The 13,574-nt window shown below is 64.6% G+C and carries 12 protein-coding genes; 8 read left to right on the top strand and 4 right to left on the bottom strand.

The genetic code is table 11. The features are described 5' to 3' along the window. Positions 1-19: 19 nt before the first annotated feature. The 5 genes from E8E75_RS18460 (at position 20) to E8E75_RS18440 (ending at position 3,121) form a co-directional block, all read left to right on the top strand. Positions 20-1,027, top strand: a complete 1,008-nt coding sequence (locus E8E75_RS18460) for an RnfABCDGE type electron transport complex subunit D (RefSeq protein WP_120649778.1) — start codon at positions 20-22, stop codon at positions 1,025-1,027. Further along, positions 1,024-1,632 (top strand): RnfABCDGE type electron transport complex subunit G, encoded by a 609-nt coding sequence (locus tag E8E75_RS18455; protein ID WP_153917263.1) that lies wholly within the window; start codon positions 1,024-1,026, stop codon positions 1,630-1,632. Before E8E75_RS18460 ends, E8E75_RS18455 begins: the two co-directional genes overlap by 4 nt. Then, positions 1,629-2,195, top strand: coding sequence for an Rnf-Nqr domain containing protein (locus E8E75_RS18450; protein ID WP_153917261.1), 567 nt, complete (start codon positions 1,629-1,631; stop codon positions 2,193-2,195). Before E8E75_RS18455 ends, E8E75_RS18450 begins: the two co-directional genes overlap by 4 nt. Further along, complete coding sequence (gene nth, locus E8E75_RS18445) at positions 2,195-2,833, top strand: endonuclease III (protein ID WP_120649775.1); 639 nt, start codon at positions 2,195-2,197, stop codon at positions 2,831-2,833. Before E8E75_RS18450 ends, nth begins: the two co-directional genes overlap by 1 nt. A 108-nt stretch (positions 2,834-2,941) precedes the next feature. Next, the gene (locus E8E75_RS18440; RefSeq protein WP_077527797.1) at positions 2,942-3,121 is read left to right on the top strand and encodes a hypothetical protein; all 180 of its coding nucleotides are present in this window, start codon (positions 2,942-2,944) and stop codon (positions 3,119-3,121) included. A gap of 260 nt (positions 3,122-3,381) precedes the next feature. Here the strand turns inward: E8E75_RS18440 and E8E75_RS18435 are convergent, their stop codons facing one another. From E8E75_RS18435 to E8E75_RS18420, 4 genes are all read right to left on the bottom strand, one after another. Then, complete coding sequence (locus tag E8E75_RS18435) at positions 3,382-4,695, bottom strand: FAD-binding oxidoreductase (protein WP_153917259.1); 1,314 nt, start codon at positions 4,693-4,695, stop codon at positions 3,382-3,384. A gap of 97 nt (positions 4,696-4,792) precedes the next feature. Continuing rightward, positions 4,793-6,157 carry a glutamine synthetase family protein gene (locus tag E8E75_RS18430; RefSeq protein ID WP_153917257.1) on the bottom strand — a complete coding sequence of 455 codons (1,365 nt, stop codon included), beginning with the start codon at positions 6,155-6,157 and terminating at the stop codon, positions 4,793-4,795. A gap of 563 nt (positions 6,158-6,720) precedes the next feature. Then, a complete protein-coding gene (locus E8E75_RS18425) occupies positions 6,721-7,356 on the bottom strand; it encodes a response regulator transcription factor (RefSeq protein ID WP_120649771.1) in 636 nt (211 codons plus the stop codon). A gap of 24 nt (positions 7,357-7,380) precedes the next feature. Then, a complete protein-coding gene (locus E8E75_RS18420; protein ID WP_153917255.1) occupies positions 7,381-9,633 on the bottom strand; it encodes a PAS domain S-box protein in 2,253 nt (750 codons plus the stop codon). 200 nt (positions 9,634-9,833) lie between these two features. Between E8E75_RS18420 and E8E75_RS18415 the strand changes: the two genes are divergently transcribed. From E8E75_RS18415 to E8E75_RS18405, 3 genes are all read left to right on the top strand, one after another. After that, a complete protein-coding gene (locus E8E75_RS18415) occupies positions 9,834-11,456 on the top strand; it encodes an acyl-CoA synthetase (RefSeq protein WP_153917252.1) in 1,623 nt (540 codons plus the stop codon). 142 nt (positions 11,457-11,598) lie between these two features. After that, the gene (locus tag E8E75_RS18410; RefSeq protein WP_280359624.1) at positions 11,599-11,928 is read left to right on the top strand and encodes a DUF485 domain-containing protein; all 330 of its coding nucleotides are present in this window, start codon (positions 11,599-11,601) and stop codon (positions 11,926-11,928) included. Continuing rightward, positions 11,925-13,574, top strand: a complete 1,650-nt coding sequence (locus E8E75_RS18405; RefSeq protein ID WP_280358947.1) for a cation acetate symporter — start codon at positions 11,925-11,927, stop codon at positions 13,572-13,574. The genes E8E75_RS18410 and E8E75_RS18405 overlap by 4 nt, the downstream gene beginning before the upstream one ends.

Below are 13,574 nucleotides of genomic sequence, written 5' to 3'. Positions count from 1 at the left end.
ATTTCTTGCAGGTCCGCTCATGACGACCCGCCCGGCCTTCGACCCGCGCCCCAGCATGCAACTGGTGCTGGTCGCTTGCCTGCCGGGCCTGCTCGCCCTGTTCTGGCAATACGGCTGGGGCAGCCTCCTGCAATTGATGATCGCCATCCCGGTCGCCCTGATCTGTGAAGCTGTAGTACGTCGCCAGCTCCGGCAGCCCGCCACGCCCGAAACCTCACTGTTCAACCAGCCGCTGCTGGGCGAGGGCAGCGCCTTGGTCAGCGCCACGCTGCTGGCACTTGCCCTGCCGCCCTATTCGCCCTGGTGGCTTACCGCCTGCGCCTGTGCCTTTGCCCTGCTGTTCGGCAAGGCACTGTTCGGCGGTTTTGGCCAGAACCCCTTCAACCCGGCCATGCTCGGCTACGCCCTGGTGCTGGTGGCCTTCCCGGCACACCTCAACCAATGGCCCGCGCCGGGCCAGCACCCCGGCCTGGGTGAATCCCTGCAGCAGGTGTTGGGCTTCGGCGGCGGACTGGTGGATGGCTGGAGCCAGGCCACCGCGCTGGACAGCCTCAAGCACAACAACCGCCTGACCATCGACGAGCTCTTCGCCGGTCACCACGCGTTCGGCAGCTTTGGTGGGCGCGGCACGGAATGGGTCAATCTGGCGTTCCTGCTGGGTGGCCTGTTCCTGCTGCAACGCCAGGTGATTCGCTGGCACGCGCCAGTGGGCCTGCTGGCAGGTCTCTTCGTGATCAGCCTGCTGTGCTGGAACGGCTCCGGCTCGGACTCCAATGGTTCACCCCTGTTCCACCTGTTCAGCGGCGCGACGATGCTCGGTGCGTTCTTCATTGCCACCGAACCCGTATCCGGCGCCGGTAGTGATCGCGCGCGACTGTTGTTCGGCGTAGGCGCCGGCGTCCTGGTGTATGCGATCCGTACCTGGGGTGGCTATGCGGACGGCATGGCCTTCGCCATCCTGCTGATGAACCTGGTCGTGCCGACCCTCGACCGCCTCGCCGCGCGTGGCCAGGAGACGCAGCCATGAACGGGCGCAGCCTGGCATTGCTGGCCGCACTGGCGGGACTTGGCCTGGCCGTAGTGGTCGTCACCAGCCAACTGCTCGATGGCCGCATAGCGGCCGAACGCCGCTCCGCCGACGAGCGTGCCCTGCTCGATCTGCTTCCCCCTGGCAGCTACGACAACCATCCACTGGCCCAACCCATCACCCTGCCCGCCAGCGAACTGCTGGGTGAACCGGCGCCAACCCAGGCCTGGCTCGCTACTCGCGAAGGCACTCCGGTAGCCGTTCTGCTGCCGGCCACCGCCAAAGGATACGAGGGGCCGATCCGCCTGCTGCTGGCCATACGCCCGGACGGACGCCTGCTGGCCACCAAGGTCCTCGACCACCGGGAAACCGCGGGAATAGGTGACCGAATCGAACCCGCCCGCAGCAGCTGGCTGCAAATCTTCGCCGACGCCTCCCTGGCCAGCCATCCAGAAGCGGAATGGCGAGTCGAGGCCGACAAGGGCGAGTTCGACCAGATTGCCGGCGCCACCATCACTTCCCGCGCCGTAGTCAGCGCCATCCAGCACGCGCTGCAGTACTTCGATGGCCATCGCCAATTGCTGCTCGGGAGCCCATCGCCATGAACGCCAGACAACTCGGATTGATGGGCCTGGCCTTGCTGACAGGTGCCACCGACCTGCTGATCAAAGGGCTGGGGCTCGCCTTGGCCGGATTGCCTGTCCTTGCGGTATTTGGCCTGCTCCTGCCGTTGCTGCGGCGCCATCTGCAAGACACCGGCTACTGGTTCGGCGCGATGCTGCTGGCCGCCCTGCTGACGAGCCTGGCCAGTCTGCTGTTGCAGGCCGGCGCCTTCGAGCTGCATCGCGCCCTCGGCCCCTACCTCTACCTGCTGGTACTGCCGTGCCTGCAACTCGCCGCAATGGATTCCACGGCCGCCGGCGGCCTGCGCGCGGGGCTCGTCTTCACGTTGCTCGCCCTGCTGCTGGGCACCCTGCGGGAAGCCCTCGGACATGCCAGTCTGTTCGCCCACTTCGACTGGCTGCTGGGGCCGGTCGCGCTCGGCTGGCGCTTGCAGTTCGGCGCCGATGGCATTCTCCTGTTCGCCCTCGCACCTGGCGCCTTTATCCTGCTCGGCACACTAATGGCCCTCTGGCGCCAACTGACCACGAAGACCGCTGACTCCTGATGAACGCCGCCAAACGCTACGAAATCTTCCGCCGCCTCCACGACGACGACCCCAACCCCACCACCGAACTGGCCTACAGCACGCCGTTCGAGTTGCTGATCGCGGTCATCCTTTCCGCCCAGTCGACCGATGTCGGTGTGAACAAGGCCACGGCGAAGCTGTACCCGGTGGCCAATACCCCGGAAGCCATCCATGCCCTGGGTGTGGAAGGCCTGTCGGAGTACATCAAGACCATCGGCCTGTACAACAGCAAGGCAAAGAACGTCATCGAGACGTGCCGCATCCTCGTCGAGAAGCACGGCAGCCAGGTGCCGGACAACCGCGAGGACCTCGAGGCCCTGCCCGGCGTGGGCCGCAAGACGGCCAACGTGGTGCTCAATACCGCCTTCCGCCAACCCGCCATGGCCGTGGACACGCACATCTTCCGAGTCAGCAATCGCACCGGCATCGCCCCCGGTAAAAACGTGCTGGAAGTCGAGAAAAAGCTGCTGAAATTCGTGCCAAAAGAATTCCTGCTGGATGCCCACCACTGGCTGATCCTGCACGGCCGCTATGTCTGCGTGGCCCGCAAACCGCGCTGTGGCGCATGCCGTATAGAGGACCTGTGCGAATACAAGGCGAAGACGTCCGACGATTGATGTCCTATTGATTCACTCAGGTATCTGATTGAAAAAATCTTTTTTACCGGCTCTGGCTTTGTGGTTATAAGGTGCGCCAATAGCGCCCCGCATTGTGGAGTGAACCTTATGACCACTGCCAAAGAAGAAATCGAACTCGAAGAGGAATTCGTCTCCGAGGAATCCGACGATTCGGAAGCCCCGGCCGAAACCGCGAAGACCAACCTGACCAAGCGCCGCATCATCGACAACTACCTCGAAGAACGCCGCCTGCAGAAACAGCTTTCCGACTACGACTTCGACCTGTGATTGGCGCCTTGCCTGAAAGCCCCGCAAATGCGGGGCTTTTTGTTGGTGCAGCGGATCGACCTTCGGTCCAGGAGCCTTGTAGGAGCTAGCTTGCTAGCGAAAAGGGGCCATTCGCTGGCAAGCCAGCTCATACGGGCAATGGAGCTACCTGCAACATTCAGTGCAGACAGGCCGACCCCAAGCGCTATCAGCTCAGGGGACCAGCCAGACAAAAAGAAGCCGGCACAAGGCCGGCTTTATAAGGACGCACAACAAATCGGTCAGCGCAGCTTTTCCATCATCTGGTAGTACCACATGCCTACCGCCAGCATGTGATTGCCGAGGCGCTCGCTCAGCGGCACCCGGATATGCTGGCACTGGGCGAAGGTGTCGAACTTCTCCAGGCTGCCGCTAATGGCATTGGCCATGACCTCACCCATGATGTGGGTGGTCGCCACGCCGTGGCCGGAGTAGCCCTGGCAGTACCAGACGTTCTTCGACAGCTTGCCCAGCTGCGGGATGCGGTTCATCACGATGCCCATGGCGCAGCTCCACTTGAAGTCGATCTCCACGCCCTTGAGTTTCGGGAACGTGCGCTCGATGCAGGGGCGCAGCTCTGCGGCGATATCGCGGGAGTCGCGGCCGGAGTAGTTGGCACCACCGCCGAACAGCAGGCGACCATCGCCCGTCATGCGGTAGTAGTCGAGCACGAAGCGGCAGTCGTACACGGCCAGGTCCTGCGGGTTGAGTTCCTTGGCCAGGTCGCCCAGGGGTTTGGTGGTAACGATCCCGCCCATGGCCGGGAAGATCATGCCCTTGAGCTTCTTGCGCTCCAGCTTGTGGTAGACGTCCCCTGCCAGCAGGATTTGCTGGGCGTTGATCCGGCCACGGCTGGTGACCACCGCCGGGCGGTCGCCGTGGATGATGTCCTGCACCTCGGAATGCTCGAAGATCAGCGCGCCCAGACTGGCAGCGGCCTTGGCTTCGCCGATGCACAGGTTCAGCGGATGCAGGTGCATGTTGCGGGTGTTCTTGATGGCGCCGACGTACAGATTGGAATCCAGGTGTTCGCGCACGCCGGCCGCATCCAGCAGGGTCACGTCGTCCGCCATGCCACGGCGCACCGCTTCGTCATAGGAAGCCTTCAGCTCGTCCATGTGCGAGGCCTTCATCGCGGCATGCAGGTGGCCATGCTTCAGGTCGCACTGGATGCCGTACTTCGCCACGCGGCTCTTGATGATCTCGTGACCACGCCAGCGCAGGTACCAAATGAAATCGTCCACATCCTTGCCCAGGAACCGACTCATCTGCTTGCGCATGGCCGCATCGCCCGAGAGGCTGCCGGTCACCTGGCCGCCGTTGCGGCCGGTGGCGCCCCAGCCAATCTTGTGGGTCTCCACCAGGGCCACCTTGTAGCCGCGCTCCGCCATTTCCACTGCCGTGGCTACACCGGTGAAGCCGCCACCAATAATGGCGACGTCGACATTCACTTCACCTTCGAGCGTGGGGTACGCGGTCTCCTCGTTGAGGGTCGCGGAGTAATAGGAAGGCGCGCGCTCGGCGGCGGGCAGCGGATGTTTGATTGCAGCGGTCATGGGTGGATCCTTCTTGGCCACAGGGGCCTTCAATTCCGGGGAGCGATTCGCGAATGAATTCGCTCCCACAAACAGAAACGGACGGTCGTTCTCCGGCTTAGGCCTGGTTCAGGTACCAGCGCCAGTCCTGCTCACCAACTTCGGACATGAACTGGCGGTACTCGGCGCGTTTCACGGCCAGATAGACGCCGAGGAAGGCGGTACCGAACGCGTCGCGTGCCCAGCTGGAGCGCTCCAGGGCACACAGTGAAGTCAGCCAGTCGGTGGGCAGCAGCTCCTTGGCCTGGGCGTAACCGTTGCCCTCGATCGGATTACCCGGATCGATGTTCTCGCGGATACCGCGGTGGATACCGGCAAGGATGGCCGCGGCCGCCAGGTACGGGTTTGCGTCGGCCCCGCAGATGCGGTGCTCGATATGCCGGCTGTTGGCCGGGCCGCCCGGCACACGCAGGCTCACAGTGCGGTTATCCACACCCCAGGTCGGCGCCAGCGGTGCGTAGCTATTGGCCTGGAAGCGGCGATAGGAGTTGGCGTTGGGGCAGAACAGCAGCAGCGAATCCAGCAGGCTCTTGAGCATGCCCCCCACGGACTGGCGCAGCAGCGGGGTACCGGCAGGGTCTTCGCTGGCGAACAGGTTGCGGCCTTCGGCGTCGGCGAGGCTCACATGCATGTGCATGCCGGTGCCGGCGATCTCGGCAAAGGGCTTGGCCATGAAGCAGGCCTGCATGCCGTGGGCGTGGGCAACGCCCTTGACCAGGCGCTTGTAACGCACCGCCTGATCCATGGCTTGCAGCGCATCGCCATGTTCCAGGGTGATTTCCACCTGGCCCGGAGCATATTCGGAGATCGCGGTGCGCGCCGGGATGCCTTGAGCCTTGCAGGCGGCATAGAGATCGGCGAGGAACGGCTCGATCTGTTCCAGCTCACGCAGACCATAGACCTGGGTGCCACGCGGGCGGTGGCCATCGGCATCCAGCGCCGGCTGCGGACGGCCGTCAGCGTCGCGCTTCTGGTCCAGCAGGTAGAACTCCAGCTCGCAGGCCATTACCGGGTGTAAGCCATCGGCCTTGAGGCGATCGATCACTTCCACCAGCACATGACGCGGGTCCGCGATGGCGGCGGGCATGCCCTCTTGCGGGTGCATGCTGACCTGCACGGCGGCGGTGGGCATCTTGCGCCAGGGCATGCGAACCAGGCTGCCGGCCAGCGGATAGGCGCGGCAATCGATATCGCCCACATCCCACACCAGGCCGGAGTTTTCCACATCCTCGCCATGCATGGTCAGGCCCAGGATAGTGCTGGGTAACGGACGGCCGGTTTCGTAAACGGCCAGGAGCTCGTCGCGATGCAGCAGCTTGCCGCGAGGCACGCCATTGGCGTCGAGGATGAAGAGTTCGAATGCGTCGATGTCCGGATTCTGTTCGAGGAAATCCCGGGCTTCCTGCACGCTGGCAAATGTCATGTCGCTCTCTTTAGTGCCCATGGGCACGCAAACTGGCCCTCACCGGTTCGGGCAAGGGTCGAATTTCTCTTTCTGGGTGAGGTTGGCCGCAGCGATGGCGGCCCGATCAGGCGAGAGCGCTGTCCGGCGGACGAGCGTGGCGGCAATGCCAGAGCGCCCAGAAAGCAAGTTCGAGCGGCAGGGAAATCACGAGATGGGAGGCCCACTTACGGAAGAACTGGACCTTGGGAGCGACTCCGGGAGCACGGCGGGCAGCGCGGCTCTGACCGAGGGTCAGGGCGCGGAGCGGAGAAGTGTGCGGAGTGGAACAACCCATGTGGGAAAGCTGCTTTATTGGAATGCGTTGGAGGCTCGCACGGCGGGATGGGTGAATAAAATTCAGGTTTTCCTATCTTTGGTTAACCAACGACTAAACATTAACCCTGCCTGAGGGAGATTCCATGTCAAAGCCGCAGCCCCGCAGGGTGAATGGCGCTTTTCCATTCACCAGCGGCGCCATACCGGACCTCGATGGTGGACCAGTGAAGCGTGGTCCACCCTACGGCTGAACACTCGGGTTCTGCCTAGCGCAGTTTCAGAGGGTCCACCAGGCCGGCCGCGATGGCCATGCCCACCAGGTCAGGCAGGCGCTCGGCCTGCATGCGTTTCATCACGCGGGCACGATAGAGGTCGATGGTCTTCACGCTAATGTCCAACTGCTCGGCAATCTCGCGGTTGGTGTAGCCCTGCACCAGCGGCAGCAGTACATCGCGCTCACGCGGAGTCAGACTGTCGAGACACTCCTGCAACTGCCCCTGGTTACCTGAGACGGTGCGCTGGTGGTCAGCGCGGGACAATGCCTGCTGCACGCTATCGAGCAGGAGCTGTTCGTTGTAGGGCTTCTCGATGAAATCATGAGCGCCCGCCTTGAAGGCGCGTACCACAATCGGCACATCCGCGTGGCCACTGACGAAGATCACAGGCAGGTCGAGGCCGCGGCTGCGCATTTCTTCCTGCACATTGAGGCCTCCCATGCCGGGCATGCGCACGTCGAGCAATACACAGGCGTCGAGGCTGGCATCGCAGGCGTCGAGGAAGGCGCGGCCGCTGGTGAAGGGCAGCGCCTTGAGACCTACCGACTCCAGGAGCCAGACCGTGGAATCGAGCATGCCCTGGTCGTCGTCCACCACATAGACCACCTGTTCGCCACTGTTGGACATCAAATCGCTCCTGTTACCTTCTTGTTATTGCAGCGGCAGGCGGCAGCGCATGAGCAGCCCGCCCTCCCCGTTCGGCATTCCGTCCAGGGCGCCACCGAATCCTTCGATAATGCTGCGGCTCATCGACAGCCCCAGGCCCAGGCCATCCGGCTTGCTGGTATAGAAGGGAGTGAAGATGCGCGCCAGTTCCTTTTCGCCGAGCCCTGGCCCCTGATCGCAAACCTCGATGAGCAGTTGTCCGTCCTGTGCACTGGCAGCCAACCGGATCACCGATTCCCGACCGGGATGAGCCTCGCGGTTGGCGTCGATTGCGTTGCGCAACAGGTTGAGCAGCACCTGTTCCAGCAACACCCGATCGGCGTAAACCGGCGGCAGATTGTCCGGTAATTGCTCGGCGATCGCCACCTGGCAGGCGCTGGCTTCCCAAGCGCACAGGCGCACCGCTTCGCGGGCCACTTCGGCCACGTCCAGCGCCTGCATCTTGCGCTGCCCCTTGCGCAGGAAGGCCCTTAGCCGCTTGATCACTTCCGAGGCATGGTTGGCGTGTTCGGTGATGCGCTCCAGCCCCTGGGCCACGCGCTCCGCCGCCTTGGGGTTGCTGCCCAGGGATTGCAGGTAGCGCTGGCTGGCACTGGCGTAGTTGACCACCGCGGCGAGCGGCTGGTTGATCTCGTGGGCGATGCCGGAGGCCAGTTCGCCCAAAGTCACCAGCCGTGCGGTGTGCGCCAGCTCATCCTGGTGGCGACGCTGCTGAGCCTCGCGCAGCTCGCGCTCGGTCATGTCGTGGGCCACCAGTGAGTAGTAGCGTTCGCCCCCCGCCGTGCTGTGGGCCAGCAGCACCATGGACACGGGCACCGATGCGCTGCCATCTGGGGGCAGCAGCCGCGAATCGATGCTCCACACGCCCTTGCGCTCGGCGGTGCGCCAGCCCTCGCGCTGCAGGCGCGCCAAATCATCCGCCAGCATCACCTCGGCCAGCGCCGGCATCGGCTGCCGGGCCTCCAGGCGCAGGGCACGACGGGCAGCCGGATTGAGGTACGTGATGTGCCCAGAGGGGTCGACGAACAGCACCGGGTCGGTATTGGCCTCCACTACCTCGGCCAGGCGTCGCCGGTTCTCCTCGGCCTGCACCCGCGCGGTGATGTCGCGGGAAACGCTGACCACCTCCACCACGGCCCCGGTGTAGGTCTCGCGAATGGCGCGGCTGGCCGTCTCGAACCATAGGTAATGCCCGGCGCGATTGCGAATGCGGTAAGTCATCGTGTGATAACCGTCTTGCTCCAGCGCATCCCGGGCGCGCTGTACCAGTTGGGCCAGTTCCTGGGGATGGAAGAGGCACTGGGCGAGCTGTCCGCGCAGCTCTTCCGGCCAGTAGCCGAGCAGGGTCCAGGAGGCCGGCGAGGCGTCGAGGAAACGGCCTTCGGGAGTGTGCCGGGAAATCAGGTCGGTGGTGTTCTCAGTGATCAGCCGGTAGAGCCGACGCGCCCGTGCCGCCTCGCGTTCGGCGAGGATCTGCGCGGTAGCTTCGCGGCAGCGCGCCACCACCCGTCGCTCCCGCGGGTCGGGGATATAGGTCCAGATCAGCATGCGCTCGCCGCACTGGGCCTCCACCCCTTCGATGGCGCGCTCCTGGGCCAGACAGGCACGCACAAGAGAGGAATGGTTCACCGGCAAAAAACGCAACACGTCGGCCAGGGGCATTTCCCCAAGCATCGCCAGCAGCGCGGCGTTCAGTTCCAGGGGGGCGGCCCCGGCATCCACCAGCAGGCTCGGCTGCGGGTCATGGCCGAGCAGCGGCGAAGCGCGCAGTAGGCCGTTGACGCTGCCGAGTAGAGTGGTGAGCAATTCGTGCACGCAGCCCAGCCAATCCAGCCCCACGCCTTCGTGCACTTCCACCAGCAGCAGCCCCCGCTGGCCGATCTCCAGCGTCAGGTCAAACGCTTGGCCATGGCTGATCGCGGCCCGGCGCAGACGTCCAGCCAGCCAGCAGTCGAGCTGGCGGAGCTGATGCAACGACAGCCGCCCATCCTCTGCCAGACGCTCGACCAGGCGTTCATCGCTGGCTTGCAGCGGATCGCCCTGCCCTGGTGGTAGCTGCTGACCGCTGCCTTCATGGCTGTAGATGGACGCACCAGACTGCCAGCTCAGATAGAAGGCCTGGCGTACCTCGGGGCAGCCGCGCAACGCCCGGCACAGGGCATCGGCGCGGGCGGCCAGGGACACGCCCTCGCGCTGCAGGCGCAGCCAGGTGTGAAGTCGAACCGGGGTCTGGGTCATAGCGAGTCCAGCGGCAGGGGGTGGGCAAGGATATACCGGTCTACGGAAGGAACAGAAACACTATAGTAGTTTTACTATACGACTCTAGAAGTACTTCCACATGCCCACAAGCTTGTTATATAAATCACCCCAGAGAACCATCGGCCTCTTCCAGATGCGCCGGTGCAGAAGAGCTAATAATCAGCCGCCGGGTATCCAGCATGTCGATCTACGATCAGGGCCTCGCCCCTGCCGCCGTCAACCACATCGCCCTCTCCCCCCTCAGCTTCATCGAGCGCACTGCCGCCGTTTACCCCCATTACCCGGCCGTGATCCACGGCTCTATCCGCCGCAACTGGGCGCAGACCTACGCGCGCTGCCGGCGCCTGGCCTCGGCCCTGGCCAGCCGCGGCATCGGTAAGGGCGACACGGTGGCGGTGATGCTGCCGAATATCCCGCAGATGCTCGAGGCGCACTTCGGCGTGCCGATGATCGGCGCGGTGCTCAACACCCTGAACGTGCGCCTGGACGCTGAGGCCATCGCCTTCATGCTGCAGCACGGCGAGGCCAAGGTGCTGATCACCGACCGCGAGTTTCATGAAGTGATCCGCGCCGCCATCGGCATGCTCGACCACCCGCCACTGGTGATCGACGTCGACGACCCGGAATACGGCGAAGGCCAGGCCGTGAGCGAGCTGGATTACGAGGCGCTGCTGGCAGAGGGCGACCCGGACTACGCCTGGCAATGGCCCGAGGATGAATGGCAGGCCATCTCGCTGAACTACACCTCCGGCACCACCGGCAACCCCAAGGGCGTGGTCTACCACCACCGCGGCGCCTACCTGAACGCCCTGGGCAACCAGATGACCTGGAACATGGGCAACCATCCGGCCTACCTCTGGACCCTGCCGATGTTCCACTGCAACGGCTGGTGCTACCCCTGGACCGTGACTGCCCTGGCAGGCGTGCATGTATTCCTGCGCCGGGTCGACCCACAGAAGATCCTCAACCTGATTCGCGAACACCAGGTCAGCCACCTGTGCGGTGCGCCCATCGTGCTCAACGCGCTGGTGAACATGCCCGAATCGGCCAAGGCCGCCATCGACCACCCGGTAAACGCCATGGTGGCGGGCGCCGCACCGCCGGCCAAGGTGATTGGCGCGGTGGAGGAAATGGGCATCCGCGTGACCCATGTCTACGGCCTCACCGAGGTCTACGGGCCGGTGACCGTCTGCGCATGGCATGACGAATGGGACGAACTTCCGCTGGAAGAGCGCGCCCGCATCAAATCCCGCCAGGGCGTGCGCTACCCCACCCTGGAAGGCGTGATGGTGGCCGATCCGAAGACCCTCGAACCGGTTCCCATGGACGGCCAGACCATCGGCGAGATCTTCATGCGCGGCAACACCGTGATGAAGGGCTACCTGAAGAACCCCAGCGCCACCAGCGAAGCCTTCGAGGGCGGCTGGTTCCACACCGGCGATCTGGCGGTCTGCCACCCGGACGGCTACGTGGAAATCCGCGACCGGCTGAAGGACATCATCATTTCCGGCGGCGAGAACATCTCCACTATCGAGCTGGAAGGCGTGCTCTACCGCCACCCGGCGGTACTGGAAGCGGCCGTGGTGGCGCGCCCGGACGAGAAATGGGGTGAAACCCCCTGCGCCTTCATCACCCTCAAGGCCGACCAGCAGGAGACGCGCGAGGCCGACATCATCGCCTTCTGCCGCGAGCACTTGGCCGGCTTCAAGGTGCCAAGGACGGTGATCTTCACCCAATTGCCAAAAACCTCCACCGGCAAGGTCCAGAAGTACGTCCTGCGGGAAATGGCAAAGAACCTCTAATCCGACTCCGGCAGCAGCCGGACACACCAGAGACCCAGGAACAGGGCGGCAGCCAGTGGTTGCCGCCAAGGGCAGTCGCATGCCCGAAAAAGCTGCGGCGGCCGGCTACAGGCATCGACAACAACAACAAGCGGAGCCCGATATGACACCTCACCACTCCCCCAACACCTCGGCCAGCGCTCGCATCATGGCCAACCCGAAGTTCCAGCGCCTGGCCCAGGAGCGCGCCGTTCTCGCCTGGTCGCTCAGCGCCCTGGTGCTGGCGGTCTACTACCTGTTCATCATGCTCGTGGCCTTTGTCCCCGGCTGGCTGCACCTGCCGCTCTACGAGGGCAGCCATCTCAGCCGCGGCATCCCGCTGGGTGCCGCCATCATCGTTCTTTCCTGGCTGCTGACCGCCTGGTACGTGCGTCACGCCAATAACCGCTTCGATGCACTGAGCGCGGAAATCCTCGCGGAGGGTCAGGCATGAAAGCCCTCCTCGCCCTCCTTGCCCTCGCGCCGCTGAGCGGCTTCGCCGACACCATCACGGCGCAGAAGCAACCCCTCAACCTGCATGCCATCGGCATGTTCTTCGTCTTTGTCCTGGCCACCCTGGCCATCACCTGGTGGGCCGCGCGCCGCACCCGCTCCGCCGCCGACTTCTACACCGCTGGCGGTGGCATCTCGGGCTTCCAGAACGGCCTGGCGATTGCCGGCGACTACATGTCGGCGGCCACCCTGCTGGGCCTTTCGAGCCTGGTGTTCGCCAAGGGCTACGACGGCTTCGTCTACATCATCGGCTTCTTCGTCGGCTGGCCCATCGTCACCTTCCTGATGGCCGAGCGCCTGCGCAACCTGGGCCGCTACACCTTCGCCGACATCGTCTCCTACCGCCTGGACCAGACCCGCATTCGCAGCTTCGCCGCCCTCGGCTCGCTGACCGTGGTCTGCTGCTACCTGGTCGTGCAGATGGTCGGCGCCGGCCAACTGATCAAGCTGCTGTTCGGCCTGGACTATCAACTGGCCGTGGTAGTGGTCGGTGTCCTGATGCTGGTCTACGTGATCTTCGGCGGCATGATCGCCACCACCTGGGTGCAGATCACCAAGGCCGTCCTGCTGCTGGCCGGTGGCACCGCACTGGTGCTGATGGCCATGAGCGAGTTCGGCTTCAGCTTCGAGAACCTGGCCGAGCGAGCGGTCGCCGTACACGCCAGCGGCGTCAAGATCATGGGGCCCGGTACCTTGCTGGCCGACCCGATCAGTGCCGTCTCGCTGTCCCTCGGCCTGGTGTTCGGCATCGCCGGCCTGCCACACATCCTGATGCGCTTCTTCACTGTGCCCAATGCCAGGGAAGCCCGCCGCTCGGTGCTGTTCGCCACCGGCTTCATCGGTTTCTTCTTCCTGGTGGTCTGCGTGCTCGGCTACACCGCGATCGTGATCGTCGGCACCGACCCGCAGTACTTCGTCGACGGCAAGCTGGGTGGCGCCCTGGTGGGCGGCGGCAACATGGTCGCCATGCACCTGGCCCAGGCAGTGGGCGGCAACCTGTTCCTCGGTTTCCTCTCCGCCGTAGCCTTCGCCACCATCCTCGCCGTGGTTGCAGGCCTTGCCCTGGCGGGCGCCTCGGCCATCTCCCACGACCTCTATGCCTCTGTGCTGAAAAAGGGGCACGCCAGCGAGAAGGATGAAATGCGGGTGTCGCGCATCGCCACCGTGGCTATCGGCCTGGTCGCAATCGGCCTGGGCATTCTCTTCGAGCAGATGAACATCGCCTTCCTCGTGGGCCTGACCTTCGGCGTCGCCGCTTCGGCCAACTTCCCGGTGCTGATCATGGCCATGTACTGGAAAGGCCTGACCACCCGTGGTGCCCTCTGGGGCGGGCTGACCGGGCTGGTGAGCGCCCTGGCCCTGGTGATCTGTGCACCGGCCGTCTGGGTCGGCGTGCTGGGCCATGAGAAGGCACTGTTCCCCTACGACCAGCCGGCGCTGTTCTCCATGCCGCTGGCGTTCCTGGTGATCATCGTCGTCTCCACACTCGATCGCAGCGCCCGCGCCAGCCGCGAACGCGCCGCCTATGACGACCAGTTCGTGCGCGCCCAGACCGGCCTGGGGGCTGCCGCCGCCAGCAGCCACTGA

It is taken from the genome of Pseudomonas sp. BN606, assembly GCF_029873115.1.
In the GTDB taxonomy this organism is placed as follows: Bacteria; Pseudomonadota; Gammaproteobacteria; order Pseudomonadales; family Pseudomonadaceae; genus Metapseudomonas.
This window is presented reverse-complemented; position numbering and strand designations above follow the sequence as displayed.